Below are 18,756 nucleotides of genomic sequence, written 5' to 3'. Positions count from 1 at the left end.
ATGTCCCCCTCTCAGGAACACTCATACAGACTCCACTTCGCCACCGGTCGCCAGGGCTATTCTTCAAATGCGATTCCCCTGCCATCCGGCCCCGCCGAAACCCGGCCCCGCCGCCGCCAGCGCGCCGATCACCGCCAAGTCATTGCCCGGCATCGCCTGCGCCGCCCCGCGCATCCCCGTCATGCGCCCAGGCACCGCACGCCCGCCATTGGCAGACGGCGCAATGCAGGGTCTATTGTGATACGGGGGCTGCGTCGCGGCGCCCGGGGCGTCGCCATGTCCCGATCCCAGAGCGCCGGCTAAGCGGTTTTTCCCCCATGTCTGTTCCTGTCAGCAATTCGGCACCCCTCGATCCGGGGCGCGCCCTGATCGTGGGCGGGTTGTGGATGACCGCCGCCAGCGGGCTGCTGGCCCTGCTCGCCGCCCTGATCCGCATGGCCTCCGACCACGTCCATCCGCTGGAAATCGTGTTCTTCCGCAACCTGTTCGGTGTCGTGCTGATGATGCCGATGCTGGGGCGGCTGCCGATGCCCTATGATTTCCGGCGGCGCTGGCCGTTGTTCGGCGCGCGCGGCCTGACCAGTTTCGCGGCCATGGCCACATGGTTCTTCGCGGTCTCCACCATCGCCCTTGCCGATGCGGTGGCGCTGAACTTCACGCTGCCGCTGTTTGCAACCCTGCTCGCGGTGCTGGTGCTGGGCGAGGTGGTGCGCGGCCGGCGCTGGACGGCGCTGGGCGTTGGTTTCCTTGGCACGGTCATCGTGCTCCGCCCCGGCTTCACCGAGGTGTCGGCGGGCACCATCGCGGCGCTGGCATCGGCGGGTTTCATGGCCGCCTCCGCCGTCTCGATCCGGAAGATGTCGGCTCATGACGGGCCGGCGGTGATCACCTTCTGGTCCAACATTGTGATGACGCCGATCTCGCTGGTGCCGGCGCTGTTCGTGTGGACCTGGCCCGGATGGCAGGGCTGGTTGTGGCTGCTTGGCGTGGGGGCCGTCGCCATCGCCGCCCAGATCTGCCTGTCACGCGCCTATGGCGCCGCCCCCACCTCGGCGGTGATGCCGTTCGACTTCACCCGTCTGCCCTTCGCGGTGCTGATCGGTCTGGTCTGGTTCGGCGAGGTGCCGGACCCCTGGACCTTGGTCGGCGCAGCCGTCATCATCGGCTCCGCGATCTATATCACCCGCCGCGAGGCGCGGCTGGCCGGACGACCGGTCACGCCCATCGCCGCAGAACCACCCGACCCGGAAACCGAGGACAGGTCCAGATGACCGACCGAGACGCAGCCCGCCCCACCCTCGCCACCATCCTGGCGGTGAACCAGCGCGAGGCGGTGGAGCGCGTGGAGGCGGGCGACGGCCGGCCATTGTGGCGGCTGATCTGGTTCGGCGCCTCAAGGCTCGGCATGGGCGATGCCGGGCTGAACGCATTGCAGGCGGCGCTGGCCGAGGATTTTCCCGACTTCCTGGCCGAGGTCGACCGCGGCACCGAGGAAAGCGAGCGGGTTCTGGAGCTCGACCTGCCCGGCGACGGGCCCGATGACGAGCGCACCGCCCGCGCGGTGGCCGTGGCCGCCAATCCCAGCGCGATCGTGTTCTCCGGCGTGTTCGAAGGCGCGCCGGCGATCGACGGCGCCTCGCGGCCGATCACTCAGCGCGACGACGACGACGAGGGCCGCGAGTTGATCGAGGGCGACGACGCCCGCTGGCTGGTGGTGGTGGCGGTGGATCGGATGCGCGGCCGGCTGGCCCTGAGCCGGGTGGTGGAGCGCGGCGGCCGCCCGACGGTGGTGCCGCCGGCCGAGACCGACGACCTGGAGGCCTTCCACGCCCTGATCGACTGGCTGGCCGGCTGGGCAGGGTGGACCGCTGTCGGCACCCGCACACTCAATAGCTGATCGGAAACCGAAGGCCGCGCCGGCATGGCCGCTGCCATCAGGGGCGGCGAGGGCATCGGCCCTCCGCCGGCGCCGATCGCGCGGGACAGCGGCCTGACCATGCCGTCGCGGGCTGACCCGCCGGTCGGGCGGGCTTGACCGGCGGGCCTGAATGGCGGATCAATGCCGGATAATGGGATCCGGAAGACCCCGAGCCGGATCCGAGCGACAGCGATCGAGGAGACCAGACCCCATGCAGATCAACGGTGTTGCCGCAGTCGTCACCGGTGGAGCCTCCGGCCTTGGCGCCGGCACGGCCCGCGCCCTTGCCGCCGCCGGCGCCAAGGTGACGGTGGTCGACCTGAACGAGCAGGCGATCGAGGAGTTGGCGCGCGAGATCGGCGGGCTTGCGATCAAGCTGGACGTCACCGACCCCGCCGCCGCCGAGGCCGCCTATGCCAAGGCTGCCGAGGCCCATGGGCCGGTCCGCATCCTGGTGAACTGCGCCGGCATCGCCCCCGCCTTCAAGGTACTGGGCAAGGAAGGGCCGGCCTCTCTCGACGCCTTCTCGAAGGTGGTCAACGTCAACCTGATCGGCACCTTCAACATGATCCGGCTGGCCGCCGCCCAGATGTCGAAGGCGGACCCGGTCACCGCCGATGGCGAGCGCGGCGTGATCATCAACACCGCCTCGATCGCGGCGTTTGAAGGCCAGGTCGGCCAGTCGGCTTATGCCGCATCCAAGGGTGGCGTGGTCGGTCTGTTGCTGCCGGTGGCGCGTGAACTGGCCCAGCACGGCATCCGCATGTGCACCATCGCGCCGGGCATCTTCGGCACACCGATGCTGTTCGGTCTGCCGCAGGCGGTACAGGACAGCCTGGGCGCCAGCGTGCCCTTCCCGTCGCGTCTCGGCCGCGCCGAGGAATATGCGGCGCTGGCCCGCCACATCGTCGAAAACAGCATGCTGAACGGCGAGGTCATCCGCCTGGATGGCGCGATCCGCATGTCGGCGCGCTGATCCGTCAGCCATATCGATACGAACACGGGCCGCATCCCTCAAGAAGCGGCCCGTGTTCGTCCGGCTCAGCCCTGAAGGCCGGTGCCGGTCGCTGCCTCCTCGATCACGCGAGCGAGTTTCGCGTCGCGTTCGGTCAGGCCGTCGGCATCATGGGTCGACAGCAGGATCGTCACCCGGTTGTAGACATTCGACCATTCCGGGTGGTGGTCCTGGCCGTCGGCGGTGATCGCCACCCGGGTCATGAAGGCGAAGGCGGCCTTGAAATCGGTGAAGCGGAAGGTCTTCTCGATCGCGTCACGGCCGTCGACCTCACGCCAGCCGGGCAGGCTGGCCAGAAGTTCGGCGCGGGCTGTGGGTTCAAGCTTTGCTACCATGGCTGGGCTCCCCATATCGGCCGCAGGCGGTGGCCGCCCGCGGCATCCTTGGCCCCAGATGTCCGGTGGCCGGCCGCGCTTGTCAACCAGCGACGGGACATGAAGCGCCGATGACCAACCCCCAGAATGATCCCGTTGCCCGTTTCGGCCCGCTGACAGCACCAGGCCTGGCCGAGATCGACGCCATCGCCGACCATGCCTTCGGCAGCCTGCCGGCTGAATTCCGCGCGGCGATCGGCCAGATCGCGATCCGGGTCGAGGATTTCCCCGACGAGGAGACCCTGGCCGATATGGGGATCGACGACCCCTTCGGCCTGCTCGGGCTCTATCACGGCATTCCGTTGACCGAGCGTTCACTGACCCAGCCATCGGCCGTGCCGGACATGATCTTCCTCTATCGCCGGCCGCTGCTCGATGCCTGGGCCGAGACCGAGGGCGAGGCGGCGGGCACCACGCTCTACGACCTGATCCGCCATGTGCTGATCCACGAGATCGGCCATCATTATGGCTTCTCCGACGCGGATATGGACCGGATCGAGGCGGAGTGACCGCCGCCACCGCGTAATCGCGGCCCCGCTGATCAGGCCGGCTGCCAGCCCATCCGCTCCAGGAACCAGCCCGGCACCGGCGAGGACCGGCCGGTGGTCATGTCGGTATAGACCCAGATGATGTCGCCGGTCGACAGCAGCGCATCCTCGCCGCGCGGATGGATCTCGATCGCGAAGGTGACGCTGGAGCGGCCGGCGGCGCCGATCCGCACGCAGACGTCGATTTCGTCGTCGAAGCGGATCGGCCGCTTGTATTCGACCGTCGCCTTGACAAGATGAAAGTCGAAGGTGTCGGGCGAGAAGTGGTCGTTATAGCCGATATCGCGGGAGCGCAGGAACTCGGTGATCGCGGTGTCGAAATAGGTCAGATAATGGGCGTTGAAAACCACACGCTGACCATCGACTTCCGAATAACGGATGCGGAACGGAAACGAGAAGGCGAAATCCGAACGAGCCATGGGGGAGGACGTCTCCTGAGTTGCGGATGCCTGCGGCATCTCTTCGATTGGGCGACATGGCCGGATAATCCTGACCATATCGCGCGATCCATCCTAATGATGGCACGGCCCGCGAACCAGACTTGTCAGCCCCAGACCGGCGCAACCTTATGGCGGGGACCATCGCATGCGTGAGACCTGGGGGCGCGCGACACCGGCCCTGGCCATCGATCCGCCGGCCGCGACCCGTGCTGTGGCGACCCTGCCCGGATCGCCTGCGGTGCTGCGGGTGACGCCGCTGGCCGGCGGGCTTGCCAACACTTGTCTGCGGCTCGATTTCGCCGATGGCCGCGCGCCGGCGGTTCTCCGCATCCATCAGCGCGACCCTGGCGCGGCGCCCCGGGAAGCGGCGCTGCACCGGCATGCCCTGTCCCTGGGCCTGCCGGTGCCCGCGGTGCTGCTGGAAATACCGGCCAGCATCGGCCTGGGCGGGCCGGCGCTGCTGCTGGACCATGTGGCGGGCACGCGTGGCGATGTGGTGCTCGCCGCCATGGACGATGCCGGGGCCGCCGCGGTCGGCCAGCAACTGGGGGGCCTGCTCGCGCGGCTGCATGCGGTCCACCCCGGCCCGGTCGGCCTGCTCGGCCCCGATCTGCGGGTGGCGACGCCATTTTCCGATGCCGATGCCGGCCTGGCCGGGTTCATCGACCGCTGCATCACCCACGGCCGGGGCGCCGCCCGCCTGGGACCGGTGCTCGCCGATCGCCTGTGTGCCATGATCGCCACCGAGGCGCGGCGGCAGCAGCCACCCGATCACCCGCCGTCGCTGGTTCATGGCGATATGGACCCCACCAATCTGCTGATCGGCGACGATGGACGGATCACGGCGATCCTCGATTGGGAATTCGCCCTCTCCGCCTCGCCCTATGTCGATCTGGGCCATCTGTTGCGCCCGCCCCTCGGCGACCGGCCGGGCTTTGCGGCGGCGCTGGCGCAGGGGTATCGTCAGGCGGGCGGCCGCCTGCCCGAGGACTGGTCCATCAAGGCGCGGCTCGTCGACCTCACCGCCTGGGCCGAATTTCTCGACCGGCCGTCGATCAGCGACGGGCTGCACCGCAGCGCCCGCCAGCACATCGCCCGAACCATCACCATCATCGCCGGAGCCACCCCATGACGCCCCTCAGCGATACCACCGGACCCGTGGTTCTGCACCTGCTCTGCGGCAAGATCGCCGCCGGCAAATCCACCCTTGCCCGGCAACTGGCCGCTGCCCCGGCCACGATCCTGATCTCAGAGGATCGCTGGCTCGCCCGCCTCTATGGTCCCGACATGGCCAGCGTCGCCGATTACGTCCGCTATGCGGCGCGGCTGCGCGATGCGATGGGCGGCCATGTCACCAGCCTGCTGGCCGCCGGCCTGTCGGTGGTGCTCGACTTTCCCGCCAACACCGTCGCCAACCGTGCCTGGATGCGGGAATTGATCGATGCGTCGGGTGCCGACCATCGCCTGCATCTGCTCGACCTGCCCGACGATCTGTGCCGCGCGCGGCTGCGCCAGCGCAATGCCGCCGGCGGCCATGATTTCGCCGCCAGCGATGCGCAGTTCGATCTGATCACCAGCCATTTCGTGGCGCCCACCGCCGATGAGCGGTTCCATATCCTGCGGCATAGCGGTGCTTGACAGCCGGCACCGACGGTATACCATTGCAGCCATGAGCACGATCATCCGTCGTGGCGCCCCGGTGTTCTCTGCGATACCGCTGCGCCCTGCCCTCCCGTCGCGAATTATGGGCCCGGTCCTCTTCTGAGGGCCGGGAGCCTCAGGATTGGTGAGGCGGTTTCCCATTGAGCCGATGACAGGCCCCCGACATCGTCAGATGCCGGCCAGACGACAAGATCGAGTGCTGCGTGTTCCCATGACCGACTGTCCTGCATCACGATCCGGCGCTTTGCGTACCCTCCGGCCGCACGGCCTGTGGTGGTTTCGAATTATCGGCCCGGTTCTCGATTGAGAGCCGGGATAAGTGCCGTCACACGAGGCCGCATCCAGCCCTGGTTCATGCCGGAGCACCTGGATGCAGCCGGGCGACATGCCACCGTCGCCAGTCGGGCCCCGCGGCCATCGCCGCCGGGCCGGGAATGCCAGAAGACCGGATCACACGTCATGATGACCGCCACCACCACGGCCACCGCCCTCTCCGCCACTGCCGCCGCCCAGGCCACCCCGGCAGCCGAGCCCGCCACCGCCTGCTTCTTCGTGGTCGCCGCCGCCGAGGTCGGCACCATGGCGCGGGTGCTGGAGATCTTCGCCCTGCGCAGCCTGCTGCCGTCCCGCTGGCACAGCCAGCGGGTGCGGGGGCGTGGCACCGACGAAGTCCATATCGACGTCCAGCTCGACATGCTGGCGCCCGACGAGGCCGAGAAACTGGCCCGCCGGCTGCGGCAGCTGGTCGAGGTCCGCCAGGTGCTGGTGTCGATGAAGGCCGTCGCCGACTGATCACGGGCGAAGCCCGCCTCCCCGAAACCGTCCGGTGGTGCCGCGCCCCTCAAAGCGCCGCCGGGCGGCGGCCGCATCGCCAAGGCCCGATCCCATCCCCTTCCCCCGGATCGCTGCCGATTGCATGCAGGCCCGAGAGCCCGGCCCGCGGTGCCCCCCGCGCGGCCGGGCTTTTTCATGTCCGCATCCCGCCCCGATCCGCCAGCCCCCGATCCCTTCTGCCCCTGCAAACGCCAGAGGCCGGCCCGGATCGCTCCGGGCCGGCCTCTGGATCGTCTGACCTCCCGGGTCCGGCTTTCACCGGACCCAAAGAGGGTATCGGGTATCAGTCGTCGGCCTGGGTCTTCTCGCGCTCGCGCAGGGCGGCACCGAGAATGTCGCCAAGGCTGGCGCCGCTGTCCGACGAGCCGAACTCGGCCATGGCCTTCTTCTCTTCGGCCATTTCAAGCCCCTTGATCGACAGGGTGAGCTTGCGGCTCGACCGGTCGATATTGGTGATCAGGGCGTCGAACTTGTCGCCTTCATTGTAGCGCTCGGTCCGCTGGTCCTGACGATCGCGGGCGATCTCGGACTTGCGGATAAAGCCCTTCGCGCCATCGGCGGTCGAGACTTCCAGGCCGTTCTCCACCACCTTGGTGACGGTGCAGGTGACGGTCTGGCCGCGGCGCAGATCCTGCGTCGCCTCGGTGAAGGGGTCGCTGCCGAGCTGCTTGATGCCGAGGGAGATACGCTCCTTGTCGACGTCCACATCCAGCACCACGGCCTTGACCATGTCGCCCTTGCGGAAATCCTTGAGCGCCTCTTCGCCGGGGCGGCTCCAGTCCAGGTCCGACAGATGGACCAGACCGTCGATGTCGCCGTCGAGACCAACGAACAGACCGAATTCGGTGATGTTCTTGACCTCGCCCTCGATCGACGAGCCGACCGGATGACGATCCAGGAAGGTATCCCACGGATTGTCGGCAACCTGCTTCAGACCAAGGCTGATGCGGCGCTTCTGCGAGTCGACGTCCAGCACCATCACTTCGATCTCCTGCGAGGTCGAAACGATCTTGCCCGGATGGACGTTCTTCTTGGTCCAGCTCATCTCCGAGACATGGACCAGGCCTTCGACGCCCGGCTCCAGCTCGACGAATGCGCCGTAGTCGGTGATGTTGGTGACGCGGCCGGCGAACTTCACGCCCACCGGATACTTCACCTCGACACCCTCCCACGGATCGGCCTCAAGCTGCTTCATGCCAAGGCTGATACGCTGGGTCTCGCGGTTGAAGCGGGTCACCACCACGCGGACCGACTGACCGATGGTCAGGGCTTCGGTCGGATGGTTGATGCGGCGCCACGAGATGTCGGTGACGTGCAGCAGGCCATCAACGCCGCCCAGGTCGACGAACGCACCGTAATCGGTGATGTTCTTGACCACGCCTTCCAGGATCTGACCTTCCTTCAGGTTCTCGATCAGTTCCTTGCGGGCTTCGGCGCGGCTCTCTTCCAGAACGGCACGGCGCGACACGACGATGTTACCGCGGCGCTTGTCCATCTTCAGGATCTGGAAGGGCTGGGTCGTGCCGATCAGGGGGGTGATGTCACGGACCGGGCGGATGTCGATCTGGCTGCCCGGCAGGAACGCCACGGCACCCTGAAGATCGACGGTGCAACCGCCCTTCACGCGGCCGAAGATCACGCCGTTGACGCGCTCTGCACCCTTGAACGCCTGTTCAAGCTGGGTCCAGGCCTCTTCGCGGCGTGCCCGCTCGCGGCTGATGACCACCTCGCCCAGGGCGTTTTCCATGCGATCGATATAGACCTCGACCACATCGCCGACCGACAGCTCGGTCTCCTGACCGGGCTGGGCGAATTCCTTGAGCGCGATACGCCCATCGGACTTCAGGCCGACGTCGATGAGGACCTGATCGCCTTCGATGGAGGTGATGCGACCCTTAACGACGCTTCCCTCCAGGCCATCCTGGGCGATGAAGCTGTCGGCCAGCAGGGATTCGAAATTCTCGTCCGACATGACGTCCTTCTCGGGCGCTGGGCTGGTGTTGATCATGGGTTCTCCTACCTCTCCACCCGTCACGCCGGGGCACCGCCGGTAAAGGCGGCCCCGCCCCGCGGGCCATGTCCGCCGGCCTGGCTGGCCGGATCGGAGACTGGCGCCCGAGGTACCGAAACACCGCTGCCGCCGCGGCCGGGGCCGCTTCAGCCATGCAGGTTGCGACTGACGAGGGGTCGGATGACGACGGACAGTGCCCGCCGGTTGCTGGTTGTGGTCTCAAGCGCCGCCGGATGACGGCGCCACGCGAATGTTCCTGAACGCGCCCAGCGTCGCACCGCCCGGTCAGGGTGGTGCGACGGCAGGACGAAATCCGTGTTCCGGTCGCCGGTGCGGCAGCTCAGCCGGCCGATACCGGGGTCAGAGCCGCGCGTTCACATAGGCCAGGGCCGCCGCGAACACTTCATCCGCCGACATGTCGGTGGTATCGAGAAGCAGAGCGTCGCTCGCGGGCCGAAGCGGTGCCACCGCCCGTTCCCGGTCGCGACGGTCACGCTGTCGCATCTCTTCCAGAACGTCGGCGAATATACTGGCAAGCCCCCGCGCCCGCAACTCTTCCTGTCGTCTGCGCGCACGCGCTTCGGGCGATGCGGTGACGAAGAGTTTCGCCTGGGCGTCGGGAAACACCACCGTGCCGATGTCGCGACCGTCCAGAACCGCTCCGGGCTGCATCCGTCCGAACGCGCGCTGGAAATCCAGCAGCGCCGCCCGGACCGGCTCCAGCGCGGCGATCCGCGAGGCCGCCTGCCCGACCGTCTCCTGCCGCAGATCCGCCCGGCCCAGATCCTCGATCCGCATCGCCCGCGCCGCGCGTTCCGCCGCCGCACCATCATCGGGGTCACCGCCGGCAGCCAGCAGCAGTCTGGCCGCGGCGCGATAGATCATGCCGGTGTCCAGATGCCTGAACCCCAGCTCATGCGCCAGCCGGCGCGCGAGCGTGCCCTTGCCGGCCGCGGCCGGCCCGTCGATCGCGATCACGCGCGCCGCGACCGGCGGGGGGCTGGATGTCATGGACATGGAAGATGTCATCGCTGTCTTGTCCGTGGGCCTGTGAACGTTACGCTGGTCAGACGGCATCGGCGATCCTGGCACCCAGCCCGCACATCAGGCCACGGAAGCCGGGAAAGCTGGTGGCGATCATCCGGTCGTCATCCACGGTCATGCCGCCCTCCGCAGCCAGCCCCAGCACCAGAAAGGCCATGGCGATGCGGTGGTCCAGATGGGTCACGACCGGCGTGGCGCCGCCGGGCACCGGGCCGTCGCAGCCATCGATCTCCATCCAGTCCTCGCCGGTGCGCACCACCACCCCGGCCAGCGCCAGCCCGTCGGCCACCGCCTGAAGCCGGTCGCTTTCCTTCACCCGCAACTCGGCCAGGCCCTCGAACCGGCTGGTGCCGCGGGCGGTGGCGGCAGCGGCGGCCAGCACCGGGAATTCGTCGATCATCGATGGCGCCCGCTCCGCCGGCACCGTCACCGCCGTCAGGCGCGATGCCCGCGCCACCAGATCACCCACCGGCTCGCCGCCCACATCCCGTGCCGCCTCCACCGTCAGATCGGCCCCCATATCGCGCAGCGTGGTGAACAGCCCGTCACGACCGGGGTTCAGGCAGACATTGCGCACGGTGATCTGCGATCCCGGCGTGATCAGCCCCGCCACCACCGGAAACGCCGCCGAAGACGGATCGCCCGGCACGGTCAGGTCGCGGGCGGCAAGCTCGGGCTGGCCCTCCAGGCTGATCACCCGGGCGCCATCGGCCTCGGTCTCCACCGTGATCACAGCCCCCATGGCGCGCAGCATGCGTTCGGTATGGTCGCGGGTCGCCTCGGGCTCCACCACCACGGTGCGGCCGGGGGTGTTCAGCCCGGCCAGCAGGATCGCCGATTTCACCTGCGCCGACGGCACCGGCAGCCGGTAGCGGATCGGCACCGGCTTCCTGGCGCCAACCACGGTGGCCGGCAGCCGGCCGCCGCCACGGGTGATGATCCGCGCGCCCATCTTTTCAAGCGGCGTCGCCACCCGTGCCATCGGCCGCTTGCGCAGGCTGGCATCGCCGGTCATCACCGCCACCAGCGGGTGGCTGGCAAGCAGGCCCATCAGCAGCCGGGCGGCCGTGCCGGAATTGCCCATATCCAGAATATCCGCCGGCTCGGAAAGCCCGCCGACGCCGACGCCGTCGATCACCCAGCGCACCACCGGCATGCCCGTCTCCTGCCCGGCGCCCGTCTCCTGCCCGGCGCCCGTCTCTTCGCGGGTAATCGCGGCGCCCAGCGCCCGCATCGCCGCCGCCGTCGCCAGCACATCCTCGCCTTCAAGCAGCCCGTCGACCGTCGAGCGGCCCACCGCCAGCGCCGACAGCATCAGAGCCCGGTGGGAAATCGATTTGTCGCCGGGCACGGTGATCGTGCCGGCAAGCCCCGCCGGGGCCATGCGGGCGGTGGCGGGTCGCGATGCGGTGCTGGTCATGACGGTCACTCTTGCCTTCGGCGGCCGGGATCGGTGCCAGGATCTGAGAAAGTCAGCGGCTGCTCGTGGTCTATCACAGCCGGCGGGCGCGCGCATCCCCGGCGGCCCGCCCGACATCATCGGCGTGCGGGCGCCGGCAGATCCACGCCCCTTTCCGCATTTAGCGGTTTGACAGCCCCGGCGCTTCGTGGCAAACGCAGCCGGAGGGGTGGCGCTGCCGTGACGGGCGCCACCATGCCGGAGGCTTCGGAATGGCCGCTTGCCGTCCTGACACAACCGGTCCAGCCTTATCCCGTCTATTCGTTCCTGGACACGTCCAACAACATCGAGGGTGGTCGCGTGGCGAAGGAGGAGTGGGGGCAGAAGCACACATGCCGTAACTGCGGTGCGCGCTTCTACGACATGCGCCGCACGCCGGTGACATGCCCCAAATGTGGTACTGAACAGCCGCAGATCGAAGAGCCCCGCTCGCGCCGTCAGGCGGCGCGCGAGGCCGACGAGCTGGCGCGTGAGCGCGCGGCCCTGGCCCGCAAGGCCAAGGTCGTGCCGGCTGTGGTGGAAGAGGCCGAGGAAGACGGTTTCGATCCGGCCTTCACCGAAGAAGATGATGACGACGAGGATGTCGGCATCGAGGATCCGTCGGAGCTTGGCGACGACGATGTCAGCGATGTCCACATCGGCGGCGACGACGACGACACCTGATCAGACCATGCCGCCGGCCATCGCCGGCGGTTGCGGATGATCGGACGATCCCTGCGAAACGCCGCCCCGGACTCAACCGTCGGGGGCGGCGTTTCCGTATGCGCCCGGATGGCGGATTTTCAGGTGCCGAACGGCCTGGCACGGGCACAGAGATACCGGCCGCACAGCCTGGTTTTCCAGGGTGGATCAACAGCTTGCCCGATAGCCTTCGCCCCACCGCGGAAAAGATGACAGGGCGGTGAAAATTAGCGCTTGCCAAGCAAAGCGACCATCATTATGGTCCGCCTCCGTGACGCAGGGCACGCCGCCCCAAACGGCGCAGGGCACCCCGGGCACTGACTGATCCACACCGGATCCGGCAGGTCAGGATACCCACCGGCAGCACAACGGTTTCGGGGCCATAGCTCAGTTGGGAGAGCGCTTGAATGGCATTCAAGAGGTCGTCGGTTCGATTCCGATTGGCTCCACCACCACAGAAAACGCCCGGTGCCTGCGCACCGGGCGTTTTTCTTATGTGCATTGTCCCGGTGGACTTTCGGCGTTCCGTCGCTGCATACCGCTCAAGCTTGACGAAGCGCCCCCGCTTTCCCATCTCTTAGAGACCTGATGGAGACCCCGGCATCAGGCCCGGTCCGGCTCAAGACAGCGGACGGGCGGCGGCCGGTGGATCATCCAGCATAGTGTCTGCCCGGGATGCAGCGCTGCCAGCCGATGCCTTGTGGTCGGCCGGTCGCGCATCGAGCCCGCATCCGGGGCCCGATCTCGCTCGTCTGTCGCGGAGGAGATGGTCAAGAATGTCGCGTTTCACCGCCTTCAATCACCCGATGATGCTGGGCTTCGACCACATGGAGCGTATGCTCGACCGTCTGGCGAAAACCGGCTCCGACGGTTATCCGCCCTACAACATCGAAAAGATCGGCGAGCGCCGCCTGCGGATCACGCTGGCGGTGGCAGGCTTCAGCATGGATGATCTGGCGGTGACGCTGGAAGACAACCAGCTGGTGATCCGTGGCCGCCAGCACGACGATGCCAATGACGGGCGCGAGTTCATCCACCGCGGCATCGCGGCGCGCCAGTTCCAGCGGACCTTCCTGCTGGCCGATGGCATCGAGGTGATAGACGCCTCGCTCGATAACGGTCTGCTGCATGTCGATCTTGAACAACCGCAGCCGCAGACCTCGGTGCGCACGATCTCGATCCGCAAGAATCCGGCACAAGCCTCGGCTGAACGCCTGCTCGATCCGACGCGCCGTTAGCGCCAGGGCAGTGCCCGCGTACACCGGGTCTGGCAGATCCATCCACCCGACTGTTCCGTATAACAGAGACCCCCTGCGTTGGATGACGGACCGGCCGTTCAGGCGCCCGCATTGCCGCAGCAGAAGGAGGCGTGCTCATGCCCCGCTTCGATCTTACCACTGAAACCACCCGCACCCCCGCCGATGCCATCGAGGCCGCCCGCGCCGCGATCCGCAAGATGACGCCGGAAGCCTTCGCGGCCCTCGGGCTTGAACAGGTCGCCTATATCCGGCCAGTCACCACGCCAAGCGGCGTGATGGTGGGCGTGTTCTCGGCCAGCGGCGAACGCGTCGCCCTCATGGCCGACAGCGCCGCCGCGGTCGGCGCGATCATCCAGCACGAGATGATCCCGGCCTCGGTGCACTGACCCCGCGGCACGTTCCCTGCGCCCCGGTCGACGCCCGTCGACCGGGGCCTGTCCCGTGGTGGCGACATCGTCTCGTGATGATAGACTGCGGCCTGCATAGTCTTGCCATACATGCCTGTCCTCATCTGTGATGCAGCACCCCCATGTCCGACGACAGCCCGCGTCTTCTGGTCGAAATGCTGGCCGCCGACCGGCGCCTTGCCGACAGCCTTGCCCGCGAAGCCGACCCGGCGGCACGGCTGGCGCTGTTGCAGGCGGCGGCGTCCCTGCGCGGCCTGGATATCGCACCCGACGTGCTGGCCCGTTTCCAGGCCGCCGAGGGTGCTGTGGCCGCCGACGGCGCCATCGATGATGCGGCGCTGGAAGGCGTCACCGGCGGCGCCGGCATCGACTGGACCAGCGTTGCCCAAGGCTATCTGTCCGGCGGCCGCTGAGCCTGCCCCGGCATTCACGCCCCGGGCATTCAGCCCCCCCAAGCCGCTCAGACGTCGCCCACCCCCTGTGGCACCACCACGACCTCGGCCTCGACCTCGATCGGGCAGCGCAGGCTGTTGGCGATGAAGCACAGCTCATGGGCGCGCACGTGCAGCGTCCGGGCCAGGCCGGGGTCGCCGGCCGATATCTCCACCCGCGGCCGCAGAACGATCCGGCTGAAGGCACCGCCGCCATCGGCGGTCTCGGTCATCTCACCCGTGGCATCGTCGGTATAGCCGCGCACGATCACGCCGGCCTGGCTGGCCAGATGCAGATACCACAGCATGTGGCAGGCGGCGGCACTGCCGACCAGCAGGTCTTCCGGGTTGTGGCGGGTGGCATCGCCGCGGAAGGCCGGATCGGATGATCCCGCGATCGCCGGTTTGCCATCCATCCGGATGTCATGGTCACGGCTGAAGCTGCGATAGCCGGCGGTGCCCTGGCCCAGATCGCCGGTCCAGGCCACGGTTGCGGCATAGTGATGAACACGTCCGGTCATGGTCGGCCTCTCCTGTCATGGGATGGTGGTCGGGACCGGCCTGCACCGGCAAGCCGGCCATACACCCGCATCACGCCTACACCCGCATCACGCTTAAGCGCGCATCACGATCGTGTCTCCGCCTTCGGGCGGCGGACCACGCCCGGGCGCGGCCGCGCAGCCATCCTCGGCGTGGCGCCTTCGGCGCCGGCCGATGACAGCGTGGCCAGCAGCAGGGTCTGAGCGTCCAGCGCCGCCGCCCCCCAATGGCTGGTCGCCCGCGCAACATCGGTGGCCGGGATGATCTCCTGGCCGAAATAGGCCCGGGCCACCGCCTTGCGCACGCCAAGATCGCCGGTGGCCACCACCGGCCGGCCCAGCCCGCGCGCCAGCACCCAATCCGCGGTCCAGTCGCCGATGCCGGCGATCGCGGTCAGCCGGGCGCGGATGGCGGGCGTGTCCAGCCGCGACAGTGCGGCGGCGTCCAGATCCCCGGCCAGGATCGCCTGCGCCACCGCCACGATCGCCCGCGCCTTGGCGCCGGTGAATTGCAGCGCCTTGATCTCGTCGGGGTCCAGCGCCGCGATCCGCGCCGGGTCGATATCGATCACCCAGCCCTGCCCCACCGGCCGGGTGATGCCGAAACCATCGGCCAGCCGTCGCCGGGTGGTCGCCGCCCAGGCCAGATTGACCAGTTGGGCGCTGATCGTGCGCAACAGCACCACCAGCGGTTCGGGATAGAGCAGGGTCGGGCGGGTGCCTGCCGTCTGATGCGCCCGCCGGATCACCGGATCCTCGGCCATCAACGCCATGAACGCCGCACCCGGCAGATGCAGCCGTGCGGCGATGGCCTGTGTCGCCCGCTCCAGCAGCGCCACGGCGCCCGCCTCCACCACCACCGCCAGATGGCCATGGTCATCGGGGGTCAGCGTGGTTTCCACCGCCACCGCCGTGCGGTCCAGCCGCTCGATCGTGTACAGCCGGTCGCCGTCCAGCCGCACCAGCCCGTCATCGCCATGGGCGGCCAGCCCGGCAAAGGCCGCGACCAGATCGATGCCGGCCGGCGCCGCGATCAGCCCCGGCGCCACCACTGGCGGCCTGCCGGCGTCAGCGGCCGCCACCTGGCCGCTATCGTCTCCGCCCATGCCGGTCAATGCGCCGCATCCCAGTTATCGCCGATGCCGACCTCGACCACATAGGGCACCGGCCGCGACACCACATCCTGCATCACCTGACGCACCAGCGCCGACGTTTCGTCCACCTCGGCCACCGGCACTTCCAGCAGGATTTCGTCGTGCACCTGCAGCAGCATCCGCGCGCCCAGCGGGCTTGCCTCCAGCGCCCGGTCCAGTTGCACCATGGCCAGCCGCACGATATCGGCGGCCGATCCCTGAAGCGGGGCGTTGATCGCCGCCCGCTCGGCGAAGGCCCGCAGCGCCGGGTTCTTGGCCGAGATGTCCGGCGTCCAGCATTTGCGGCCGAAGATGGTGGTCACGAAGCCATGGGCGCGGGCATCGGCCTTGGCGCGCTCCATATAATCGCGGATGCCGGGATAGCGCTCGAAATAGGCCTCGATATAGCGGCGGGATTCCGATTGCGGAATGTCAAGCTGCTGGGCCAGCCCGAAGGCGCTGATGCCATAGATGATGCCGAAATTGATCGCCTTGGCCTTGCGGCGCACCATCGGGTCCATGCCGTCCACCGGCACGCCGAACACCTGCGATGCGGTCAGGGCATGAATGTCGATGCCGTCGCGGAAGGCGTCGCGGAGCGTGGTGATGCCGGCGATATCGGCCAGCAGGCGCAGTTCGATCTGGCTGTAATCGGCCGACATCAGCACGAAGCCCGGATCGGGCACGAAAGCGCGGCGGATGCGCCGGCCCTCAACGGTGCGCACCGGAATGTTCTGAAGGTTGGGGTCGTTCGACGACAGCCGGCCGGTGGTGGTGATGGTCAGCGCGAAGCTGGTATGCACCCGGCCGGTTTCCGGGTTGATGGTCTCGACCAGGGCGTCGGCATAGGTGTTCTTCAGCTTGGCCAGTTGGCGCCAGTCCAGCACCTTGGCCGGCAGTTCATGGCCCTCGACCACCAGTTTCTGCAGGATATCGGCGCCGGTGGCATAAGCGCCGGTCTTGCCCTTCTTGCCGCCGGGCAGGTTCAGCTTGTCGAACAGGATCTCGCCAAGCTGTTTGGGGCTGCCGACATTGAAGCTCTCGCCGGCCAGTTCGTGGATGCGCGCCTCAAGGATCGCCATGGCGTCGGCGAACTCGCGCGACGCCCGGCCCAGCGCCTCGCGGTCGACCCGGATACCGCGCCGTTCCATCCGCGCCAACACCGGCACCAGCGCCCGGTCGGTGCGCTCATACAGCGCCCGGACATGCTCGGCCGCCAGCCGGGGCTTCAGCATCCGGTGCAGGTTCAGGGTGATGTCGGCATCCTCCGCGGCATAGGCGCAGGCGCGGTCCAGCGTCACGGCGGCGAAGCTGATCCGGTCGCGGCCCCGGCCGGTCACCGCGTCGAAGGAAATCGGCGTCACGCCCAGATGGATCTGCGCCAGCTCGTCCATGCCGTGGCCGTGGCGGGTGCCGTCCAGCGCGTATGACATCACCATGGTGTCGTCGATGGGCGACACCAGAATGCCCTCGCGGGCCATGATGATCATGTCGTATTTGATGTTCTGGCCCACTTTCAGCACCCCCGGCGCCTCCAGCAGCGGCTTCAGCATCTCAAGCGCCCGGCCGACCGGGATCTGCACCGGCGGGGCGCCGTCATCGCCTGCCCCGACATCACGGCTGCCGCCGTCGCCGGCCAGATCCAGACCGCCCTGTGCGGCACTCAGATCCAGCGCGCCCTGCTTTTCGGCAGCCGCCACATGGCGCAATGGCACATAGCAGGCGCGCCCCGGCGACACCGCCAGCGACAGCCCCACCAGCGATGCCCGGTGCGGGTCCAGCCCGGTCGTCTCGGTGTCGAAGCCGACGATCCCGGCCTCGGTCGCGGCCTCGATCCAGCGCGCCAGCGCCGCCTCGTCCTGCACCAGCTCGTAATGGCGGCCGGCCTCGCTGATCTCGTCGGCCACCGCCGCGGCACCGGCGCCGGCGCTGCCGCCGGTGACCGGTTTGATATGGCCCAGATGCGGCCTGAGCTTGGCGATCAGCGAGCTGAAGCCCTGCTGCTCCAGGAAAGACAGCACCACTTCCGGGACCATCTCGCCCACATGCAGGCTGCCCAGCGGGTCGGGCAGGGCCACATCCTCGCGCAGCCGCACCAGTTCACGCGACATCCGGGCCTTGTCGGCATGCTCGATCAGGTTCTGACGGCGTTTGGGCTGTTTGATCTCGGATGCCCGTGCCAGCAGCGTGTCCAGATCGCCATACTCGCCGATAAGCTGGGCGGCGGTCTTGATGCCGATGCCGGGCACGCCGGGCACATTGTCGGTGCTGTCGCCGGCCAGCGCCTGAACATCCACCACCCGGTCGGGGGCGACGCCGAATTTCTCGAACACCTGATCGGCCCCGATGCGCTTCGCCTTCATCGGGTCCATCAGCGCCACGCCGTCGCGGACAAGCTGCATCAGATCCTTGTCGGCCGACACGATCACCACCTCCTGGCCGGCATCGCGGGCGGCGCGGGCATAGCTGGCGATCAGGTCGTCAGCCTCATACCCCACCATCTCGATGCAGGGCAGCGCGAAGGCGCGGGTGGCGTCGCGGATCAGCGGGAACTGCGGCACCAGTTCCTCGGGCGCCTCGGGCCGGTGGGCCTTGTATTCGGGATAGATGTCGTTGCGGAAGCTGCGCCGGCCGGCATCGAAGATCACCGCCAGCCGCTCGGCCTTCAGATCCTCGATCAGCTTCAAAATCATCGCGCAGAAACCATAGACCGCGTTCACCGGCGTCCCGTCGGGCCGGGTCAGCGGCGGCAGGGCGTGAAAGGCGCGGAAGATATAGCCCGATCCGTCGATCAGATAGAGCGGCGCCGAAGAGCCGGAGGAAGCCGGAATGACGGGGCTGTCGGTCGTGGGGTCGCTCATCTGTCCTCCGGACGGGCGGGGGCGGCCTCCGGTCGGGGCGGCAGATCGATGCCGGGGAAGGCCGCACGCAGTATGGCATGGAACGGGGCCGGACCATATCCGCCAGCGGCCGGCATTGTCACGCCCGGCAGCCTGTGCCG

General features: G+C 68.4%; 19 protein-coding genes and 1 tRNA gene. 12 read left to right on the top strand and 8 right to left on the bottom strand.

The window, feature by feature from the left end; genetic code table 11:
- The first annotated feature begins 317 nt into the window (after positions 1–317).
- The 3 genes from IEW15_RS20090 (at position 318) to IEW15_RS20080 (ending at position 2,894) form a co-directional block, all read left to right on the top strand.
- Positions 318–1,271, top strand: a complete 954-nt coding sequence (locus IEW15_RS20090) for a DMT family transporter (RefSeq protein ID WP_188581268.1) — start codon at positions 318–320, stop codon at positions 1,269–1,271.
- Positions 1,268–1,897, top strand: coding sequence for a hypothetical protein (locus tag IEW15_RS20085; protein WP_188581265.1), 630 nt, complete (start codon positions 1,268–1,270; stop codon positions 1,895–1,897). Before IEW15_RS20090 ends, IEW15_RS20085 begins: the two co-directional genes overlap by 4 nt.
- Positions 1,898–2,129: 232 nt before the next feature.
- On the top strand, positions 2,130–2,894 hold the full coding sequence (locus IEW15_RS20080) for an SDR family NAD(P)-dependent oxidoreductase (protein ID WP_188581263.1): 765 nt from the start codon (positions 2,130–2,132) through the stop codon (positions 2,892–2,894).
- A 65-nt stretch (positions 2,895–2,959) separates the two neighbouring features.
- Here IEW15_RS20080 and IEW15_RS20075 read toward each other — a convergent pair whose 3' ends face one another.
- Positions 2,960–3,268 (bottom strand): 4a-hydroxytetrahydrobiopterin dehydratase, encoded by a 309-nt coding sequence (locus IEW15_RS20075; protein ID WP_188581262.1) that lies wholly within the window; start codon positions 3,266–3,268, stop codon positions 2,960–2,962.
- A 110-nt stretch (positions 3,269–3,378) separates the two neighbouring features.
- On the opposite strand from IEW15_RS20075, the gene IEW15_RS20070 reads away from it, so the two are divergent.
- Complete coding sequence (locus tag IEW15_RS20070; RefSeq protein ID WP_188581260.1) at positions 3,379–3,816, top strand: metallopeptidase family protein; 438 nt, start codon at positions 3,379–3,381, stop codon at positions 3,814–3,816.
- A gap of 32 nt (positions 3,817–3,848) precedes the next feature.
- On the opposite strand, the gene IEW15_RS20065 is transcribed toward IEW15_RS20070, so the two are convergent.
- Entirely contained in the window at positions 3,849–4,274 is a 426-nt protein-coding gene (locus IEW15_RS20065; RefSeq protein WP_188581258.1) for an acyl-CoA thioesterase, read from the bottom strand.
- A gap of 166 nt (positions 4,275–4,440) precedes the next feature.
- Between IEW15_RS20065 and IEW15_RS20060 the strand changes: the two genes are divergently transcribed.
- The 3 genes from IEW15_RS20060 (at position 4,441) to IEW15_RS20050 (ending at position 6,749) form a co-directional block, all read left to right on the top strand.
- Entirely contained in the window at positions 4,441–5,427 is a 987-nt protein-coding gene (locus IEW15_RS20060; RefSeq protein WP_188581256.1) for a phosphotransferase family protein, read from the top strand.
- Positions 5,424–5,933, top strand: coding sequence for an AAA family ATPase (locus IEW15_RS20055; protein WP_188581254.1), 510 nt, complete (start codon positions 5,424–5,426; stop codon positions 5,931–5,933). The genes IEW15_RS20060 and IEW15_RS20055 overlap by 4 nt, the downstream gene beginning before the upstream one ends.
- A 483-nt stretch (positions 5,934–6,416) precedes the next feature.
- Positions 6,417–6,749, top strand: a complete 333-nt coding sequence (locus tag IEW15_RS20050) for a hypothetical protein (RefSeq protein WP_188581252.1) — start codon at positions 6,417–6,419, stop codon at positions 6,747–6,749.
- Between the two features lie 325 nt (positions 6,750–7,074).
- Here IEW15_RS20050 and rpsA read toward each other — a convergent pair whose 3' ends face one another.
- From rpsA to aroA, 3 genes are all read right to left on the bottom strand, one after another.
- A complete protein-coding gene (gene rpsA / locus IEW15_RS20045; RefSeq protein WP_188581250.1) occupies positions 7,075–8,799 on the bottom strand; it encodes a 30S ribosomal protein S1 in 1,725 nt (574 codons plus the stop codon).
- Between the two features lie 363 nt (positions 8,800–9,162).
- On the bottom strand, positions 9,163–9,819 hold the full coding sequence (gene cmk / locus IEW15_RS20040) for a (d)CMP kinase (RefSeq protein WP_229708364.1): 657 nt from the start codon (positions 9,817–9,819) through the stop codon (positions 9,163–9,165).
- Positions 9,820–9,868: 49 nt separating this feature from the next.
- The gene (aroA, locus tag IEW15_RS20035; RefSeq protein ID WP_188581245.1) at positions 9,869–11,266 is read right to left on the bottom strand and encodes a 3-phosphoshikimate 1-carboxyvinyltransferase; all 1,398 of its coding nucleotides are present in this window, start codon (positions 11,264–11,266) and stop codon (positions 9,869–9,871) included.
- 219 nt (positions 11,267–11,485) lie between these two features.
- On the opposite strand from aroA, the gene IEW15_RS20030 reads away from it, so the two are divergent.
- From IEW15_RS20030 to IEW15_RS20010, 5 genes are all read left to right on the top strand, one after another.
- Positions 11,486–11,968, top strand: a complete 483-nt coding sequence (locus IEW15_RS20030) for a TIGR02300 family protein (RefSeq protein WP_229708363.1) — start codon at positions 11,486–11,488, stop codon at positions 11,966–11,968.
- A gap of 394 nt (positions 11,969–12,362) precedes the next feature.
- Positions 12,363–12,438, top strand: a tRNA-Ala gene (locus IEW15_RS20025).
- Positions 12,439–12,762: 324 nt separating this feature from the next.
- A complete protein-coding gene (locus IEW15_RS20020) occupies positions 12,763–13,224 on the top strand; it encodes an Hsp20 family protein (RefSeq protein WP_188581243.1) in 462 nt (153 codons plus the stop codon).
- A gap of 137 nt (positions 13,225–13,361) precedes the next feature.
- Entirely contained in the window at positions 13,362–13,631 is a 270-nt protein-coding gene (locus IEW15_RS20015) for a DUF1150 family protein (RefSeq protein ID WP_188581241.1), read from the top strand.
- Between the two features lie 143 nt (positions 13,632–13,774).
- A complete protein-coding gene (locus IEW15_RS20010; RefSeq protein ID WP_188581240.1) occupies positions 13,775–14,065 on the top strand; it encodes a hypothetical protein in 291 nt (96 codons plus the stop codon).
- A 47-nt stretch (positions 14,066–14,112) separates the two neighbouring features.
- Here the strand turns inward: IEW15_RS20010 and IEW15_RS20005 are convergent, their stop codons facing one another.
- The 3 genes from IEW15_RS20005 to polA all read right to left on the bottom strand — a co-directional run bounded on the left by IEW15_RS20005 (position 14,113) and on the right by polA (position 18,616).
- Positions 14,113–14,604, bottom strand: coding sequence for an OsmC family protein (locus IEW15_RS20005; protein ID WP_188581238.1), 492 nt, complete (start codon positions 14,602–14,604; stop codon positions 14,113–14,115).
- A gap of 104 nt (positions 14,605–14,708) precedes the next feature.
- Positions 14,709–15,704: a DNA-3-methyladenine glycosylase family protein gene (locus IEW15_RS20000; RefSeq protein WP_188581236.1), complete on the bottom strand. Its 996-nt coding sequence runs from the start codon at positions 15,702–15,704 to the stop codon at positions 14,709–14,711.
- Positions 15,705–15,733: 29 nt separating this feature from the next.
- Complete coding sequence (polA, locus tag IEW15_RS19995) at positions 15,734–18,616, bottom strand: DNA polymerase I (RefSeq protein WP_188581234.1); 2,883 nt, start codon at positions 18,614–18,616, stop codon at positions 15,734–15,736.
- Between the last annotated feature and the right edge of the window lie 140 nt (positions 18,617–18,756).

The sequence above is a fragment of the Tistrella bauzanensis genome, from assembly GCF_014636235.1.
GTDB lineage: Bacteria > Pseudomonadota > Alphaproteobacteria > Tistrellales > Tistrellaceae > Tistrella > Tistrella bauzanensis.
The sequence above is the reverse complement of the archived record's forward strand: the minus strand, read 5'-3'. Positions and strand labels throughout refer to the sequence as shown.